Raw genomic sequence first — 16,519 nt, forward strand, 5'->3', positions numbered from 1 at the left:
CTTCAGGATGAAGGCTTTTGCGATACTGCCTGCTCCTCAAGATCGGGGCGGAAGAGTTTGCGCAGCGGCTTCTGAATAGCGCGCAGGAGAGCCCGCGCGGCGAAGATAGCTACGACCAGAAGCGCTACAGCGAATGACGCAGCGACGATGGGATGATGCGTGGCAAACCAAGTTATGCCAATCGCCAACGCATCTTCGGTTGTGCTGAGAGCAATATTCGAAATCGGCTCGGGACTGGGCGTCACGGCCGCGCGTACGGCGGTCTTCGATCCGTGCGCAACAAGCGCGATGGCTGCTCCGAGGCCTGTGGCAAGCAACTGCATCTGCGGAGAGAGCTGCGAGCTGGCATGATAAGCAACCAGGCCAGCGACCGGAATGCGCACAATGGTCTGCAGCCCGTTCCAGATCATGTCGAAGCCGGGAATCTTGTCGGCGACAAATTCAAGCGCGAAGAGAAGACCGCAGGTGACGAGGACCCAGGTGCTGCCTAAGCCGTCGAGTCCGGGCGGCAAAGCAACCCAGTGCGTCCGCGCAAGAATGCCGAGGGTGAGGACGGTGGCATAGATGTTGAGGCCGCCGGCAAAACTGGCCGCGATGATCAGAGCCGCGATATTTGCTGGAGAAAAGCTCATGGGGTGGAATTCTACTCCCGCCGGATGGAATGGTCCTCCGGAAAGCGTTGGGGCCCACAACTGAGATGCAAGTGCTTCAGCGGCGGATGGCCCGCTTCACATGCGCGTACTGCTCGAGGATGAAGCTATCGGTCATGCCGGCGATGTAGTCGGCGACGACTCGGGCGAGGCCTTCTGTTTCAATCTCTTCGATGTAGCTCTGCGGCAGCTCTTCGGGGTAATTGACCCAGAAGTTGAAGAGCGCGGTTACGACCTCTTCGGCCTTGTTGTGCTCGCGCTCCAGATGGTCACAGGTGTAAAGCGTGTCGTAGAGATACCGCTTTTCTTCGAGGCGTTCGGATTCTGCCTGCGGAGAAAAATGCGCGAGGCGCGCTGGATGCCTGCGAATGTCTTCGAGCGACCGGGCCCCGATGGCACGCGCATTCGTCAGCGTGTTGAAGATGAGGTCGTCGGTGAAGACGTTCTGCATCAATTGCAGCGCTTCATGAAAGAGATACTTCTCTTCGACACCGGTGTGGCGCTCCTCGACGGTGCGATAACAACGGCCGAGGATGGTGACATTTTCGCGGATGTGACCGATCTCAAGCAGGCCGGATTCAACGCCGTCATCGAGATCGGCGGTGAGGTAGGCGATCTCGTCGGCTAGGTCGATGAGTTGCGCTTCAAGCGGAGGACGCTGATCGAGGAAATACTCGGCGAGCTCGGGATGGTTGGCAACCTTGTAGTCGCGCGAGTGCTTGATGATGCCTTCGCGCACGCCGAGGGTGAGATTGAGTCCCCGATGCGCGGCGTAGCGTTGCTCGAAGTGCTCGACGATACGAAGCGCGTGCAGATTGTGGTCGAAGCTGCTGCCGTGATGGCGGAGGCAGCGATCGAGTGCTCGCTCGCCTGCATGGCCAAAAGGCGGGTGGCCGATGTCGTGAACGAGAGCCAGCGTCTCGGCGAGGTTCTCGTTGAGTCCGAGCGTGGAGGCAACGGTGCGGGAGATTTCGGCGACCTCAATCGTGTGCGTCAGGCGGCTGCGAAAGTGATCGGAAGAGCGGCTGGTGAAGACCTGGGTCTTGCCGGCGAGACGGCGGAAGGCGCGGGATTGAACGATACGTTCGCGGTCTCGCTGAAATGCTGTGCGTCCGGAACGAGGAGGCGCAGGATAGACGCGAGTCGTCAGCGGGTCGTTCGCATCCCCGGAGACAGCACAGCGTCGCAGATCATCACTCATACCCAGAATTGAGTGTAACGGATTCGATTCAGGAGGGCTTCAATGCAGAAGGCATGCCCTTGATAGAGCATGCCTTCTGCATTGGAGTTATTACTTGACCTGTTGCGATGTATTCAGCCTGGAGAGCTTGACACGTGCATTGTCGAGCTTGTGCTGCACCTTGGCAACGTCTTCGGGATCGGCGTCTGCGGGAAGCGAACGCGCGTATTCATTGAGCGAGCGCTCCCACTGTGCGACCGCGAGCTTGAGCTTGCCGGTTTTTTCGTAGATTTCGCCCAAATGATCATGAATCGTCGGGTCGCTGCCATTACGCTCGATGGCCTTGCGGATGTTCTCTTCGGCAAGTGCGTACTGGCCGGTCTTGTAGTAAGCCCAGCCGAGCGAATCGAGATACGCGTAGTTCTGCGGGTCGAGATCGACGGCCTTGCGGATCATCGTCAGCGCTTCGCTGAGACGGACGCCGCGATCGGCAAGCATGTAGCCGAGATAGTTGAGAATCGTAGCGTTCTGGGGATCGATGGCCAGCGCGCGGCGGAACTGTGCCTCGGCTGCGTCGTACTGCTTCTGGCGGTCGGCAAGCGTTCCGCGCAGGAAGTAGACGTAAAGCTTCTCTTCGGGGCGGTTGGAGAGTGCCTCGGCAGCCGTCAGCTCCGTATTGGCATCTGCCCACTTACGCAGACGGACGTAGATATTGGCGAGTGCGAGATGGGCTTCGCGATCTGCCGGCGTATTGCCCGCGGCGGAGAGTTGCGCCTTGGCGAGAGCAATGCCCTGCTCCGGATCTCCTGTATCGGCAAGCTGACCAGCGTACATCAGCTGCACGCCTGCATCTTTGGGCAATGTTTTGGCTGCCTCGGCGGCTACGGCTGTGGCTTCCTTCCACTGATGCGCGTCGCGGTAAGCGTCGATCTGTCCCTGGTAGCCGTTCTTGGCGTAGTCGCCGCCCATAGCGGCCATCTGCTTGTAGACGTTGACGGCCTCGGCAGTCTTGTTCTGTTCCTTGTAGACAATGCCTAAGCGGTCGAGGAAGATCGACCGGTTTCCCTTCTCCTGCTCGGTGTACTTGCCGTCAGGGTGCGCGGTTCCATCGATCAGCGTTTTGAGCGTGCTGACGGCATCGTCGTAACGGCCGAGCGAATCGTAAACGAGCGCCTCGTTGTAGTTCAGCTCAACGGAGTCCTGCGCGAGAGGCTTTGCCTTCTTGAGCGTGGCCAGCGCCTGATCATAGTGGCCCTGCTGGCGTTGAATATCGGCGATCCGGATCTGCGACTGCGCATCCTGAGGCTCAGCGGCAACGATGGTGTTGAATGTCTTCAACGCCTCGTCCAACTGACCGTCCTGCAAGAGAGCGTTCGCGAGACCACGCTCGGTATCCATGTTGTCGGGATCGTCGTCGAGCGCACGGCGGTACGCTGCGATTGCCTCTTTCGGCTTGTGAAGCTGATCGTAGGTCGCGCCAAGCGCGAAATCGATGCGCGAGCTCCGGTCATCGGCGGGAATGGACTGCAGCACTTCGGCTGCGCGCTGGTAGTCCCCCTGCTCGGTGTAGAGGCGATACATGTTGAGGACAACGTCCTCGGAGCCACCGTCAATCTTCTGCGCCGACTTGAACTGCGATTCTGCTTTAGCCGAGTCGTGATTGAGGCCGTAAAGCTGGCCGAGCAGCAGGCGCGTCTCGACGTCATCGGGCTTCAGCTCGGCGAGCTTCTCGTACTCCGCGATGGCAAGCTTCAGCATCTGCGCGGACTGCTGGCTCTGCATATCGCCGATCGAACGCAGGTAAACCTTGCCAAGCAGCTCGTGTGCAGCGATATCATTCGGGTTCCGCTTGACCTGATCCTGCGCGGCAGTGACGGCCTCGCGGATGCGCCCGATCTTGAAGTAAAGCTCGGCCAGGCCATCCTGCAGCAGGGTCGAGTTCGGGTCGGCATCGAGCGCCAGCTTGTACTCTTCTACAGCTTGAGAGGCATAGTCTGGCCGACCGGCGTTAACCGCCATGTCTTCATACATGTGGGCGAGGCCGTAGTGATAATACGCAGCGGAGCGATCGACCGAGGCTGCTTCAGAGCCGGTTGCAGCCGGAGTCGTCGTTACCGTCTGCGCAGACATCGAGATTGCAGCCAGAAAAGCCGCTGCCGAAAAGGACCGGAGAGTGGAGGCACGCAACAATGGACTCATCTATAAACTTCCTGTGCCGCCGATAGCCAGCGACTTCAATCAAAAAAAGACCGGCCCGATAAGGCAAATCCTTCCATTTAGACGTCCGGAGGCCCCGATTGGCTGCAACTGTCGCCTGGGAGCCCGGATCATCGATGGCTTGGCCGTGATTATATCCATCTTTTCCTCAGCCGTGACGGAAATGACGGACCCCCGTAAGCACCATAGCTACACCGAGACGATTAGCTGCGGCGATCACGTCGGCGTCTTTCACCGACCCTCCGGGCTGGATGACAGCCGTGGCTCCGGCAGCAGCAATGGTTTCAAGACCATCCGGGAAGGGGAAGAAGGCGTCCGAGGCGGCGACGGTTCCGGCGAGGGGCAGCACGGCCTTCATCGCACCAAAGCGTGCAGCATCGACACGGCTCATCTGCCCGGCACCGATTCCGACCGTCTGCCCGTGGCCGTCGGAGTAGCGGGCGTAGACGATCGCGTTGGATTTGACATGCTTGCAGACCCGCCAGGCAAACAGAAGCGCCCGCATCTCCTCGGGCGTAGGCTTACGGTCAGTGACGGCCTTCAGCTCGGCCTCGGTAATGCGGAGACGGTCGGCATCCTGCACCAGCAGGCCGCCGGAAACCTGTTTGATAACGCGCGGGGTTTCTGCGGGCGTGATCTTCACGAGGCGCAAATTCTTTTTGGCGGCAAAACGCTCCAGTGCCTCCTTCGTAAAGCCAGGAGCGACGATGGCCTCGACGAAAAGCTTTGCGATCTCTTCGGCGGCAGCTCCGTCCACCTCGCGATTGATGCCGATGACTCCGCCGAATGCGGAGACGGGATCTGCTTCGAGGGCGCGCTTGTAGGCTTCGAGCACAGTGGCGCCGGTCGATGCGCCACAGGGATTGGTGTGCTTGATGATAGCGACGGCGGCTTCGGCGGCGGCGTCGAACTCGCACACCAGCTCCCAGCAGGCATCGAGGTCGACCAGATTGTTGTAGCTCAATTCCTTGCCTTGAAGCTGTTCGGCGGCGGCGACTCCCTTGCCACTGCCGTCGACGTAGAGCGCGGCCTTCTGGTGCGGGTTTTCGCCGTAACGCAGCACCTGCGCGAGCGGGTCGATGATGCGGACGGTCTGCGGAAGCTCGCTGGAGAAGATGGCCGCACCGGAAGGAACCTCGATGCTCTCGAGCGCAGAGGCGATTCCGGCGTCATAGGCTGCAGTGACGGCAAAAGCCTGCTTGGCGAGCTTCCAGCGTGTGGCGCGGCTCAGGCTGCCTTTGTTGGCGTCCAGCTCGTGGGCCAGCGCTTCATATTCACCGACTGATGTCACGATGGCGACGTCTTCGAAGTTCTTCGCCGCTGAGCGCACCATCGAAGGGCCGCCAATGTCGATGTTCTCGATGACATCGGCGAAGGCGACGCCGGGCTTCTGCGCGGTCTTCTCGAAGGCATAGAGATTGACCACAACCATGTCGATGGGTTCGATGCCGTGCGACTGAACGGCGGCGACGTGCTCGGCGTTGCCGCGCATGTGCAGGATGCCGCCGTGGACCTTGGGATGCAGCGTTTTTACGCGTCCGTCGAGCATCTCGGGAAAACCGGTGAGGTCGGAGATGTCCTTGACTGTGAGGCCGGCGTCGCGCAGGGCCTTCGCGGTGCCGCCGGTTGAAACCAGCTCCACTCCATGATCTGCGAGTGCGCGGGCAAACTCGACGAGGCCGGTTTTATCTGTAACGGAAAGCAGAGCACGGCGAACAGGGCGAAGATCGACAGAGACGGCGGCAGGAGCACTATGTGAAGTCATTGTCTCTATTCTAAGCTGCCTGAATCAGGCGGCGTCCGGCGGGCCGCCTCCCTGGGTTATTTTGCGCAAAGTATTCCATTCAAACGGGTAATTTGGATGCTTACTGTGTTTTTCTTCTGGTACATCGGAGAATAAGGCTCCCCCTTTTCGGGGGCGGATGTGTCAAGTCTGCAGATTTTCTCTGCTTACGGCATCCTGCAGAGAAATGCGGGTCTCCTCGGCTCGCCCGGAATGACATTCGCAGGGATACGCAGCGATCCGATCGATGGATGGATACGTTCGGTTCAGCCCATGGAGCCGGTCAGTGAGCTGACGTGCTCCACATGATGCGAGGCGCACCATTTGCGCATGCCGTTGGCGATGTTTTCAACGGCGCGGGGGTCGGCGTAGCTTGCGGTTCCAACCTGCACGGCGGTTGCACCTGCCATCATGAACTCGATGGCGTCTTCGGCGCGGACGATTCCTCCCATACCGACGATGGGGATCTTTACGGCGCGAGCTACATCGTAGACCATGCGTACGGCGATCGGCTTGATGGCCGGGCCGGAGAGGCCGCCGGTGACGTTGGCGATCCTGGGCCGCCGGGTTTCGATGTCGATGGCGAGCGAGACGAAGGTATTGACGAGCGAGACGGCATCGGCGCCTGCGTCGGCAGCGACGCGCGCCATCTGCGCGATGCTGGTGACGTTGGGAGAGAGCTTCACCATCAGCGGGCGATGCGCTGCTCCCCTGGTGCGCGAGACCAGCTCGTTGAGCAGTCCGGGGTCAACACCGAAGGCGATGCCTCCGTGGCTGGTGTTTGGGCAGCTCGCGTTGAGCTCGTACATCGCGATGCCTTCGGCATCGTTGAGGATGTGGATGACCTCAAGGCAGTCTTCGACGGTATAGCCGAAGATGTTGGCGATGACGACGGCTCCCTTCATCTGCCGGAGCTTCGGCAGTTTTTCTTCGACGAAGGCGCGCACCCCCATGTTCTGGAGGCCGATGGCATTCATCATGCCTGCCGCCGTCTCGATGATTCGCGGGGTGGGATTGCCCTGCATCGGCTCGCGCGAGAGACCCTTGGTGACAAAGGCGCCGATGCGGTCGAGCGAGACGATCTCGTCGAACTCGACGCCGTAGCCAAAGGTGCCGCTGGCGGCGATCACTGGAGAGCGCAGCTCGACTCCGGCAACGTTGACGCGCATATCCGGTGCGGATGAACTCACTTCACGGCCTCTTTTTGGGACGCGGCATGCACGGCTGAGATGCTGGTGTCGTGCTTCATCACCTGTGTCAGGATATGTCCTTCGATGCTGGACGGCTGGTTGATGCGAAGGATGGATGCAAAGGTGGCAGCAATATCCACCGGCGCGACGCGATCGTGGTAGGTCCCGGGAATAAAGGGCGCTCCGAAGAAGTCGAGCGGGACGTGGCGGTCGTAGGCAAAGGAGGAATAGTGTGTCGCACCTGTCTCACCGCCTGGAAACTGGAATGCACCGAAGTTCATCCAGATAGCCCAGCCGACGTAAGGCGAATAGCTGTGCAGGATGCGATTGCCCAGCTCAGTATTGGGGATCTCGCCGGTGCGCATTTTGGCGACGGGGTAGATCACCGGCTCACCCAGTGGATCGGCTTCGCGTGCTGCGGGGACAGCGGCTTTGGAGCGCTTCACGGCGAGGCTTCCGTCGTTTGCCAGCAAAGTCTTGACCGCATCTGCCGCGGCTTCTTCAGCATCGAGCTCACTGACGTGGAGCGATTCGAATGCTTTCTGGTTCAACTGGATATAGGGGTATTCTCCGCCGAGAACAAGCTTCTCTTTCGGTGCAGGCCACTTCTTTTCCAACTCTGTCTCCAGCGACTTGAGGAGAGCACCACTCTTGATTGCTGCAGAGGGCATCTGCGCATCGTTGGCTGCTTGCATCGTAGGCGCGACGCCGTGGTCGCCCGACAAGGCCACGATGACGTTCTGCAGGCCGACCTGTTTGTCGAGGAAGGTAAAGAAGTCGTTCAAGGAGATGTCTACGGCGTCGATCATCGCGCGCTGCTGCGGAGAGTCTGGCCCAACCTTGTGCCCGAGGATATCGGTATTGCTGATCGAGATGGTCAGCATGTCGGTTACGGCGCCTTTGCCGAGGTTCTCGTTTTTCACCAGAGCCTTGACGAAGTTCATCATGTACTGCACGGCGGCCGGTTTCTGGCCGACCTCTTCATAGAAGTTGCCTGAAGGCACGCCTACGGCAGCGCGGGCTTTGGAGCGCTCGTCGCTTGCGTTGAAGGCCTTCGCCCACTCGGGAAGCTCGGACATCCAGTAGGTGGATGAGATAAAGGCACCGGAGTCGTGATCGGTCCAGAAGGCACCATTGGTGGCATGGCCTGAGGTCAGAATGGCAGCTCTGTCCTTGAAGGAGACACCGAAGACTTTGGCGCGGCCCTGCGTTGCCAGCTTGAGCTCATCGCCGAGCGTAGAAGCTGCTTCGCGATGCGGGGAGGCTCCGGGAGAAACCTCGCCTCCGGCCGGCACACCCACCAGCTTGTAGCGCGTATCGCTGACGGAGCTGACAAGCTCCAGCTTGCCGTTTTCATCACGCTCCCACCATTCGTTGATGGGGATTCTGTGTCCATCGGTGTAGCTGCCCGTGCCGATGGTCGAATGGCCAGCCGCAGTTACGAGGTTGGCATAGTCGTAATAGCAGTCTGTAAAGTGAGCGCCTTTTTTGAGGAAGAGATTGAACCCGTTCGGCGTCTTGAAGTCGTCCCGGTAACGGTCGAGATAATCGCCGCGGAACTGATCGATCACCAGCACAACAACCAGCTTTGGCGTGGCATGGTAAGCATCGGCGCGAGCAGGAGTCGCACCGGGCAGAGCAAGAGCGATAACAAGCAGAAGAGCAGTAAGGCTGCGCATTTGTTTTAGAGTACCTGCATTTCAATTCTTACAAACCTTACAAAGTCTTACATTTTTGTGCTCGATACGCTCCCTCTGCCCGGCCAAGGCAAAACCGCTAGAATAGAAACAATGATCGATCTGGCATTTGTCCGGGCAAACCTGCCCGTTGTTGAGGAAAAACTGCGTGCCCGCGGCATGGACCCAGCCGCTGCTCTGGGCGATTTCGGCGCAATTGACCGTGAACGCCGCGAGGCTATTACACAGGTAGAGACGCTGAAGGCTCGCCGCAACAAGCTCACGGAAGAGATCGCACGGCTTCGCAAGTCGGGCGCGGACGCTTCGGCCCAGACGGAAGAGACTCGCACACTGAAGGCCGAGGTCGAAGCGCTGGAGTCTCGCGCGACGCTTGCCGACGAGCGGCTGCAGGGCATCCTGCAGACGATTCCGAATCTGCCGCAGGACGATGTTCCTTTGGGCACGGACGAGCATGGCAATCGCGAAGAGAAGCTCTGGGGCACGAAGCCTGCGTTTGATTTCACGCCGAAGCCGCACTGGGAGCTGGGCGAGGCGTTGAACATTCTGGACTTCAACCGAGCGGCCAAGGTTTCCGGCTCACGCTTCGTCATTCACTTCGGCGCGGGGGCCAGGCTGGAGCGGGCGCTGGCGAATTTCATGCTCGACCTGCATACGCGCGAGCATGGATATACCGAGGTGCTGCCGCCTTACATGGTCAATTCGAAGTCGCTGTTCGGCACGGGCCAACTGCCCAAGTTCGCCGAAGATCTTTTTCATTGCGACGATAAAGGGCCGTATACGCCGGGTGAGCTACAGGACGGCGATCACTGGCTGATTCCCACGGCCGAGGTGCCGGTCACGAATCTGCTTCGCGATGAGACGCTGGACGAGGGTCAGCTTTCGGTCTCCTGGTGCGCTTATACGCCGTGCTTCCGCTCCGAGGCGGGCAGCTATGGCAAGGACGTGCGTGGCATGATCCGCCAGCATCAGTTCCAGAAGGTTGAGCTGGTAAAGTTCACGACGCCGGCGAAGTCGAACGAGGAGCACGAAGCGCTGACGCGTCATGCGGAGACGGTGCTAGAGAAGCTGGGTCTTCCCTACCGGCGCATGCTTCTGTGCACGGGCGACATGGGGTTTGCGTCCTCGAAGACCTACGATCTTGAGGTCTGGCTGCCGGGCCAGGGGCTTTATCGCGAGATCAGCTCCTGCTCCAACTTCCTCGACTTCCAGGCGCGGCGCGCGAATATCCGTTATCGCCCGGCAGGGGCGAAGAAGTCGGAGTATCTGCATACGCTTAACGGCTCCGGCCTGGCTGTGGGCCGCACGTACCTGGCGATTCTGGAGAACTACCAGCAGGCCGATGGATCGGTGCGCGTTCCGGAGGCTCTGGTTCCGTACATGAATGGCCAGACGGTTATCACAAAACAGGAGCATGCCTGATGCTCAAGACACTCAGCTCTTACTTCTGGTGGACCTATGAACGCGGCAGCATTCAGTACGACATTATGGTCTCACTGATTCTTCTCTTTCTCTTCGTCGGGCCGCGCTTTATCGACTTCAAGGACCGGCCGGTCGAGACGGTCGCCCTGCACTCGTCGGAGGTGCTGGTCAAAGAGGCAGGCATACATGGCGACACCAGCCGCTTTATGTATCAGATTCGTGCTGACGATATCCAGAAGGCCGTCGATGGCGATGCTACGGACTCTGCTCTGCGCGCGGCGATCATCCGCATTATTGAGCCCATCGCGGGCGAGGTGACGTTAGAGCGCTACGAGGTGGTTCGCGATGCTCAGGGGCACGTTATTGCCTACAATGCATGGATCACGCGGTAAGCACTATTTTGAATTCAAACCCATCCGCACCATCTGCATCTAACCTGTGCGGAGAGGAACGATACGAATGAAGAAGACCTTTCTTACCCTGTTGTTTGCTTATCTGCTCAGCCCCCTCGCAGCGTCCGCGCAGGTGAAGGCCGGCGAACTCGACGCGGTGCTGCGCCAGATGGATGCGGGCAGCGCGAAGTTCAAGACCGCCGAAGCTGACTTTCAATGGGACTTCTACGAGCGCGTCGTCAAAGAGACGACGACGCAGCATGGCACGATCTATTTCAAAAAAGACGGCACCAAGCTTGAGATGGGAGCCAAAGTTCTGCCTCCGCAGGCGAAGTTTGTCGCTTACAAGGATGGCAAGCTCAGCCTCTTCGATCCGGGGACGCACGACCTGAAGCTCTTTGCCGCAGGTCAGAACAAGGCCCAGTATGAGAGCTTGCTAACGCTGGGCTTCGGCGGCAGCGGCAGCGACCTGGCAAAGGCATGGACCATCACCGACCTGGGTAATGAGCAGCTCTCAGACGGAGCCAACACGGTCACCACGACGAAGCTCGATCTGGTGTCGAAGGATGCCAACGGGCGCAACATGTTTACGCACATCGTTATCTGGATCGATCCGGCGCGCGCCATCTCGCTCAAGCAGCAGTTTTTCACGCCTTCGGGAGACTACCGCACTGCGATCTACACCAACATCCGCTACAACCAGCCGGTCAACGCCAAACCGTATCAGTTCAAAAAGTAGTTTTTGACTGAACTAGGTCAGCGGCTTCAAGTCTTCAAAGACTGTAGGAATGAGCTCTGACACCGTCGGGTGAATGTGCACCGAATGCGTGAGCAGTGTATAGGGTTGCTTCGCATACATCGCGGTCAAGATGCAGTGAACGGCCTCGTCTCCGCCGACGCCGAGGATCGACGCACCGAGAATCTGGCTGGTTTCGGCGTCCACTAACACCTTCATAAATCCCTGACTCTCGCCCTTTTCAACAGCGCGACCCACCTTTGTCATGGGGCGAAGGCCCATCAGCGCAGGCTTGCCTCGCTCGCGTACTTCGCGCTCCGTCATGCCGACCTGCCCGAGTGGAGGATCGATGTAGAGTCCGTGGACCGAAATCCTGTCGCTGACTTTGCGTGGCTCGTGATCGAGCAGGTTGGCGGCGACGATCTCAAAGTCGTTGTACGAGGTGTGGGTGAAGGCTCCGCGACCGTTGCAATCGCCTATCGCCCATACACCTTTCGCACTGGTCTCCAGCGTGTCATTGACAGGGATGAAGCCGTGCTTGTCGCGTACGACACCGACGGTTTCGAGGCCGAGATCGTCCGTATTCGGCGTCCGCCCCATGGCGAGCAGGATGTGGCTTCCGGCGATCTCGCGGCCCTCGCCTCCACAGTCCATGTGGATCGCAGGACGACCGTCCTTGTGGGCCAGACGAATGCAGTCAGAGCCCGTCTCCACGCGGATTCCCTCGGCTTCAAGAATCTTCCGAATCTCTGCAGAGACGTCGTCGTCCTCGTGGCTCACCAGCTTGGGCGCACGCTCGACAACGGTCACTTCGGCCCCGAAGCGCCGGAACATCTGGGCGAACTCCAGGCCGACATAGCTGCCGCCAACGACGATCAGGTGCTCCGGCAGGGTGCCCAGGTCGAGGATCGTCGTGCTGGTCAGATGCTCCACCTCGTGTACCCCGGGCAGTTCAGGAATCGTCGGCCGGGCGCCGACATTGAGAAATATCTTCGGCGCATGGAGGATATCGTCATTCACCTGCATCGTCCCGGGCGCGATGAAGCGCGCTGTACCGCGGAAGACCGTACATCCCTTCATGTTTTCCAGCCAGTTTTCGATCCCTGTACGGGACTTCATCACGATTGCGTCTTTGCGCTTTCGTACCTGGGCCAGATCGACCTTGCCCAGTGTCTGCGAAGGAAGCCCGTACTCCGCGGCTCGCTGGATTGCGCGTGCGGCATAGGCGCTGGCCACCATCGCCTTCGTCGGGGTACATCCGGCGTTGACGCAGGTGCCCCCGAACAACTTACGCTCGACCATGGCGACCTTCCAGCCTGCATCGGTGAGCCGACCTACGAGGGACGGGCCAGCCTGCCCAGCCCCGACAACAATGGCATCGAATGTATGCTCCATCCAGACCTCGCTTTTGCGCTTTCGTCGAGCAGTGGCCAGAATATCCCGACTTCCTAAGCTACGACAGGCAAGCCAATCTCATTTACGATAAATAGATGACAAAACCGTCGAAGGTCGACCTTGTCGGCGTCGGGTTGAATGCCACGGACACTGTCATTCCCCTCCCTCACTTCCCTACCGCAGGCTCCAAGGTCGAGTTTGGCGCAGCGAAGATTCTACCGGGCGGCCAAGTCGCCTCGACCGTTGTGGCCTGCCAGATGTGGGGGCTGAGTACACGTTACGTCGGCAAGATCGGCGACGACAGCGCCTCGGACCTGCATCGCAGCGAATTCAATCGAACCGGCGTCGAAGCGCACCTGCTTACCGTTCCCAACTGTGCCAGCCAGCAGTCTTTTATTCTTGTGGATCGCGATGGCGAGCGCACGGTGCTGCATCGCCACGACGATGCGCTCTCCTTGCATCCGGGCGACCTCAATCGCGAGTGGATCGTCAACGCACGCGCGCTGCACGTCGATGGATGGGACACTGCTGCTGCCACGCTGGCAGCCACGTGGGCTCGCGAAGCAGGCATCCCTGTCATCGCCGATCTGGATGAGCTCTATCCCGGCGTCGAACAGCTTCTTGAAAAGATCGATTACCTCATCGTCAGCCGCGACTTTCCGACCCGGCTTACGGGCGAGGCGGACCTGGAGACGGCATTACGGCGCATGCAGGCGCGCTTCGGCTCAACCCTGACGGCAGCGACACTTGGCCATGAGGGTGTTCTTGCATGGGATGGGAAAAACATCCATCATGCTCCGGCCTATCGCGTGCCGGTTGCCGATACGACAGGTGCAGGTGACATCTTCCACGCCGGATTTATTTATGGATTGCTACAGGGCTGGCCGCTGGACCGGCAGCTCGATTTTGCTTGCGCAGCCGCGGCATTGAACTGTACGACCGTCGGAGCACGAGGCGGGATCAAGAGCGTCCGCGAGATTGAAGAGCTGGTTCAGAGCGGGACCCACTACCCCTCGGAGTTTGCTGCATCCAACTCAGTTACGCTTTAGCGCCAGCTTACGGCAAGATGCCAGCGCATATTGCGCTCACGCGTCTTCCTGAGCACGCGGCGGTAGTCCATCAACTCCGAGAAGATCTGCTCGCCCTCTGAGCCAAGCTGCTGCGGCTCGTTTTCAAGCGCCATAATCAAGGCTTCCACCGTGGCCAGTCCTTCATCGGCCGAATACCACTGCGGCGGCGGCAGCCTTTGCAGCAGCTCTCGATTACCCGCTCCCTCTTCGATCAGCAACGACATCGAGTTTTCGTCTGCGGAAAAAAACTCGATCAAAGGACGCACTCCCAGGCGCAAGGCAAGCTTTTCGACAGAATCCTCGTTCCGCGCCAACGCCCGGCCATTCACGAAGGTGTCGAACCCGGGATCTTCGCCTTCAACAACGATGTACATGGAGGCAGCCATCCCTCGCAGTGTACTTCTTCCTGCTGTGCGAAAAAACCCCCGCGGACATGCCTGAATCTCATCGTCCAACAGCTTTAGACTTCGCTTCTAAGCCATTCGGCGGAGTACTTTTCTATGGCGACTCGAACGAGCTGGCTTCGCGTTCTTACGCCGGCCTTGCCGAACAACTCCTGGATGACGGCCTTCACGGAAGTCTCGGAGACCTGCAGCCTGGCGGCGATTTCTTTGTTGGTAAGTCCGTCGAGAATATGGCGCAGTACCTGGTGTTGTCGCTCTGTCAGCGAGCGGACGTTCTGTATTGGCTCCGCTTTTTCTGTGGTTCCGGCAATCAGCGTCTTCACAATCCCGGTATCCAGCCACATCTCGCCTTTGGCTACCTTACGGATCGCCTCGACCAACTGGCCTGTGCCGCTGTGTTTGAAGATGATCCCGGCAGCGCCTGCGTTGAGCGCAGCAAGCATCACGCTGTCTCGCATGCCCGCCGTCACCATCAAGACTCTTACTGTGCTCTTGCGATGATGAAGCGTTTGAAGCAGCTCCGTTCCGAACTCTTCCCCCAGATCGTAGTCGAGCAAAAGTACATCGAAGACTGCTTCCTGCAATAAGCGCAGCGCATCTGCAATTGTTGCGGCGTGTGCGGCAACCTGGATGCCCGGCTCAACCTCCAGAAGACGCACGAGGCTCTCTCGAAAAAGAGTGTGGTCATCGATCAAGAGAATGCGGATTGGATTACTCATCGAACCTTCTCGCCTGATTCACCGGTGTAAGCTCAACAACAAAACACGCGCCTCCGGTGACAGGTTTATAGCGCAGCTCGCCGCCGAACGATCGCATAAAAGCGCGAGACAGATAAAGACCAAGTCCCGTAGCCTGTGCCCCCTCCTGAAACGGATGAAACAATCGCTCCGGATGCTCGACACCACAACCATTATCAAGAAACTCGAGCAACACGCGATGATGTTCCAGTTTGGCGGAAATCGACAGAACTTTGCTCTGCACCTGCGACAAGGCACGGAGACTGTTACGAATCAGGTTAAGAAAGACCTGCATCAGGTTCGCCGCGTCGGCCCACACTAAAGGCAGGTCGGGCTCCAGACTCCAAGTGCACTCTATTCCTTCTTCGCTGAAGGACGGAGCAACGACAATCCTTAGATCATCGAGTACGGAAACGAGATCCACTTCCGCCGCCTGATCGGGTATCTGACGTGTGTCAATCGCAGCAATGCGTTCCAGCGCGAGCACGAGATTTCCCAGCGCCTCAAAATCTTTATTCTGCGCGAGAAGCTCGTTGCGAGAGAGATTCTGATGGACGACAGCGATGGCTCCGCAAACATTGCGAATCTCGTGCGATACGGCACCCACGGCGATGCGCGATCCCGCCATCATCTGGTGCAGACTCGCCTCTTCGCGTGTGCGAAGTTCGTCCGATATATCGAGAATCATCGCTGCCAGACGCGAACCAGCATCGGTGCGATAGGTTGAGAAACAGATATCGGCGAGAAAAACTTCTCCATCTTCCCGCTGTCCTCGCGACTGCATTACAGCGCGAAACATCTTCTGGTTCGTGTCGCCGCGCGAGACATTCGAGAGCGATGGGAAATAGCGCTGAATGGAACGGCCTGGCAGCAGGCCTGCATCCAGGCCAAGCATACGATGCGCGGCATCGTTGGCCATCAGCACATGGCCGGCGGAATCCGAGGTGATGATCGCAGCCGGGCTGCTCTCCACCAGAACCTTCAGTTGTTCTTCGGCCTCGCGGCGGGCATCGCTCTGTTTTTCAATCTCGTGAAGATGTCCGATGACGATCTGCCGGTTCCGGTTCGCCTCATACACAAAGAGTCCTACACAAAAAAAGGCAACGAAATAGAGGACATCCCTTGGAAGTCCTACCGGCAGGTTCCATGAGAACTGGTCGAATATCTCTGCCAGAAAGGTGCAGAGCACAGCCACTCCAGCAATCTGCCACGGACGCAGGACGCGTCCCACCAGAAACATGGGCAGCAGATAGACAAAGCCCAGGGGAAGCTCGCCGCTTGCGTGCCAGTCGATCATCGCAATGGCAGCAATCAGCAGGGCTGAAAAAAGAAGAATCCACCCTTTACTGCTTGCCCTGGAAAATATGGATACGATTCGAAGCATTCAACAAACCTTTACAAAAGACTGGCCGCCGCGCTCTCGCCATCATAGTCAGATTGTTGTAGGACGCAGAGTCCCGCTCTCGCTCCGGCAACACATTTCGACCGAAAGATAGCCTCTCTGGCCTCGAAGATAGGAATTATTCCTTCTTACTGACTTTTAATCTATCTACTGATAATGTCTGATCATTGTGGTACTTATCTGCGAGCAACTTCATTCAACCCTTATCACCAAAGTGGCCTGGAAGGGCGAGCTTATCTGTGATCTC

At 58.8% G+C, this 16,519-nt stretch carries 14 protein-coding genes; 4 read left to right on the plus strand and 10 right to left on the minus strand.

Annotated elements, in window-relative coordinates:
- Positions 1–2: 2 nt before the first annotated feature.
- The 6 genes from KFE13_RS02290 to KFE13_RS02315 all read right to left on the minus strand — a co-directional run bounded on the left by KFE13_RS02290 (position 3) and on the right by KFE13_RS02315 (position 8,699).
- Positions 3–632: a DUF4126 domain-containing protein gene (locus tag KFE13_RS02290; protein WP_260705513.1), complete on the minus strand. Its 630-nt coding sequence runs from the start codon at positions 630–632 to the stop codon at positions 3–5.
- Between the two features lie 76 nt (positions 633–708).
- Positions 709–1,851: a dGTP triphosphohydrolase gene (gene dgt / locus KFE13_RS02295; RefSeq protein WP_260705514.1), complete on the minus strand. Its 1,143-nt coding sequence runs from the start codon at positions 1,849–1,851 to the stop codon at positions 709–711.
- A gap of 90 nt (positions 1,852–1,941) precedes the next feature.
- Positions 1,942–4,029, minus strand: a complete 2,088-nt coding sequence (locus KFE13_RS02300; protein WP_260705515.1) for a tetratricopeptide repeat protein — start codon at positions 4,027–4,029, stop codon at positions 1,942–1,944.
- 166 nt (positions 4,030–4,195) lie between these two features.
- Entirely contained in the window at positions 4,196–5,812 is a 1,617-nt protein-coding gene (purH, locus tag KFE13_RS02305; RefSeq protein WP_260705516.1) for a bifunctional phosphoribosylaminoimidazolecarboxamide formyltransferase/IMP cyclohydrolase, read from the minus strand.
- Between the two features lie 284 nt (positions 5,813–6,096).
- Positions 6,097–6,999: a dihydroorotate dehydrogenase gene (locus KFE13_RS02310; RefSeq protein ID WP_260706886.1), complete on the minus strand. Its 903-nt coding sequence runs from the start codon at positions 6,997–6,999 to the stop codon at positions 6,097–6,099.
- A gap of 17 nt (positions 7,000–7,016) precedes the next feature.
- Positions 7,017–8,699, minus strand: a complete 1,683-nt coding sequence (locus KFE13_RS02315; RefSeq protein ID WP_260705517.1) for an alkaline phosphatase family protein — start codon at positions 8,697–8,699, stop codon at positions 7,017–7,019.
- 111 nt (positions 8,700–8,810) lie between these two features.
- Between KFE13_RS02315 and serS the strand changes: the two genes are divergently transcribed.
- The 3 genes from serS (at position 8,811) to KFE13_RS02330 (ending at position 11,267) form a co-directional block, all read left to right on the plus strand.
- Positions 8,811–10,136, plus strand: coding sequence for a serine--tRNA ligase (gene serS / locus KFE13_RS02320; RefSeq protein WP_260705518.1), 1,326 nt, complete (start codon positions 8,811–8,813; stop codon positions 10,134–10,136).
- Complete coding sequence (locus KFE13_RS02325; RefSeq protein WP_260705519.1) at positions 10,136–10,528, plus strand: hypothetical protein; 393 nt, start codon at positions 10,136–10,138, stop codon at positions 10,526–10,528. The genes serS and KFE13_RS02325 overlap by 1 nt, the downstream gene beginning before the upstream one ends.
- Before the next feature lie 67 nt (positions 10,529–10,595).
- A complete protein-coding gene (locus KFE13_RS02330) occupies positions 10,596–11,267 on the plus strand; it encodes a LolA family protein (RefSeq protein ID WP_260705520.1) in 672 nt (223 codons plus the stop codon).
- Between the two features lie 12 nt (positions 11,268–11,279).
- Here KFE13_RS02330 and KFE13_RS02335 read toward each other — a convergent pair whose 3' ends face one another.
- Entirely contained in the window at positions 11,280–12,659 is a 1,380-nt protein-coding gene (locus KFE13_RS02335) for an FAD-containing oxidoreductase (RefSeq protein ID WP_260705521.1), read from the minus strand.
- Between the two features lie 95 nt (positions 12,660–12,754).
- Here KFE13_RS02335 and KFE13_RS02340 point away from each other — a divergent pair, with 95 nt between their 5' ends.
- Positions 12,755–13,708: a carbohydrate kinase family protein gene (locus KFE13_RS02340; protein WP_260705523.1), complete on the plus strand. Its 954-nt coding sequence runs from the start codon at positions 12,755–12,757 to the stop codon at positions 13,706–13,708.
- Here the strand turns inward: KFE13_RS02340 and KFE13_RS02345 are convergent.
- From KFE13_RS02345 to KFE13_RS02355, 3 genes are all read right to left on the minus strand, one after another.
- A complete protein-coding gene (locus tag KFE13_RS02345) occupies positions 13,705–14,115 on the minus strand; it encodes a hypothetical protein (RefSeq protein WP_260705524.1) in 411 nt (136 codons plus the stop codon). The two genes, KFE13_RS02340 and KFE13_RS02345, sit on opposite strands and share 4 nt — an antisense overlap.
- A gap of 74 nt (positions 14,116–14,189) precedes the next feature.
- Positions 14,190–14,852 carry a response regulator transcription factor gene (locus tag KFE13_RS02350; RefSeq protein WP_260705525.1) on the minus strand — a complete coding sequence of 221 codons (663 nt, stop codon included), beginning with the start codon at positions 14,850–14,852 and terminating at the stop codon, positions 14,190–14,192.
- Positions 14,845–16,254, minus strand: a complete 1,410-nt coding sequence (locus KFE13_RS02355; protein WP_260705526.1) for an ATP-binding protein — start codon at positions 16,252–16,254, stop codon at positions 14,845–14,847. The genes KFE13_RS02350 and KFE13_RS02355 overlap by 8 nt, the downstream gene beginning before the upstream one ends.
- Positions 16,255–16,519: the final 265 nt, after the last annotated feature.

It is taken from the genome of Edaphobacter flagellatus (assembly GCF_025264665.1).
In the GTDB taxonomy this organism is placed as follows: domain Bacteria; phylum Acidobacteriota; class Terriglobia; order Terriglobales; family Acidobacteriaceae; genus Edaphobacter; species Edaphobacter flagellatus.

What these genes read in the sequence shown, in the direction of transcription:
- KFE13_RS02290 (WP_260705513.1), bottom strand. Translation starts at nt 632, where the DNA reads ATGAGCTTTTCTCCAGCAAATATCGCGGCTCTGATCATCGCGGCCAGT.
- dgt (WP_260705514.1), bottom strand. Translation starts at nt 1,851, where the DNA reads ATGAGTGATGATCTGCGACGCTGTGCTGTCTCCGGGGATGCGAACGAC.
- KFE13_RS02300 (WP_260705515.1), bottom strand. Translation starts at nt 4,029, where the DNA reads ATGAGTCCATTGTTGCGTGCCTCCACTCTCCGGTCCTTTTCGGCAGCG.
- purH (WP_260705516.1), bottom strand. Translation starts at nt 5,812, where the DNA reads ATGACTTCACATAGTGCTCCTGCCGCCGTCTCTGTCGATCTTCGCCCT.
- KFE13_RS02310 (WP_260706886.1), bottom strand. Translation starts at nt 6,999, where the DNA reads ATGCGCGTCAACGTTGCCGGAGTCGAGCTGCGCTCTCCAGTGATCGCC.
- KFE13_RS02315 (WP_260705517.1), bottom strand. Translation starts at nt 8,699, where the DNA reads ATGCGCAGCCTTACTGCTCTTCTGCTTGTTATCGCTCTTGCTCTGCCC.
- serS (WP_260705518.1), top strand. Translation starts at nt 8,811, where the DNA reads ATGATCGATCTGGCATTTGTCCGGGCAAACCTGCCCGTTGTTGAGGAA.
- KFE13_RS02325 (WP_260705519.1), top strand. Translation starts at nt 10,136, where the DNA reads ATGCTCAAGACACTCAGCTCTTACTTCTGGTGGACCTATGAACGCGGC.
- KFE13_RS02330 (WP_260705520.1), top strand. Translation starts at nt 10,596, where the DNA reads ATGAAGAAGACCTTTCTTACCCTGTTGTTTGCTTATCTGCTCAGCCCC.
- KFE13_RS02335 (WP_260705521.1), bottom strand. Translation starts at nt 12,659, where the DNA reads ATGGAGCATACATTCGATGCCATTGTTGTCGGGGCTGGGCAGGCTGGC.
- KFE13_RS02340 (WP_260705523.1), top strand. Translation starts at nt 12,755, where the DNA reads ATGACAAAACCGTCGAAGGTCGACCTTGTCGGCGTCGGGTTGAATGCC.
- KFE13_RS02345 (WP_260705524.1), bottom strand. Translation starts at nt 14,115, where the DNA reads ATGGCTGCCTCCATGTACATCGTTGTTGAAGGCGAAGATCCCGGGTTC.
- KFE13_RS02350 (WP_260705525.1), bottom strand. Translation starts at nt 14,852, where the DNA reads ATGAGTAATCCAATCCGCATTCTCTTGATCGATGACCACACTCTTTTT.
- KFE13_RS02355 (WP_260705526.1), bottom strand. Translation starts at nt 16,254, where the DNA reads ATGCTTCGAATCGTATCCATATTTTCCAGGGCAAGCAGTAAAGGGTGG.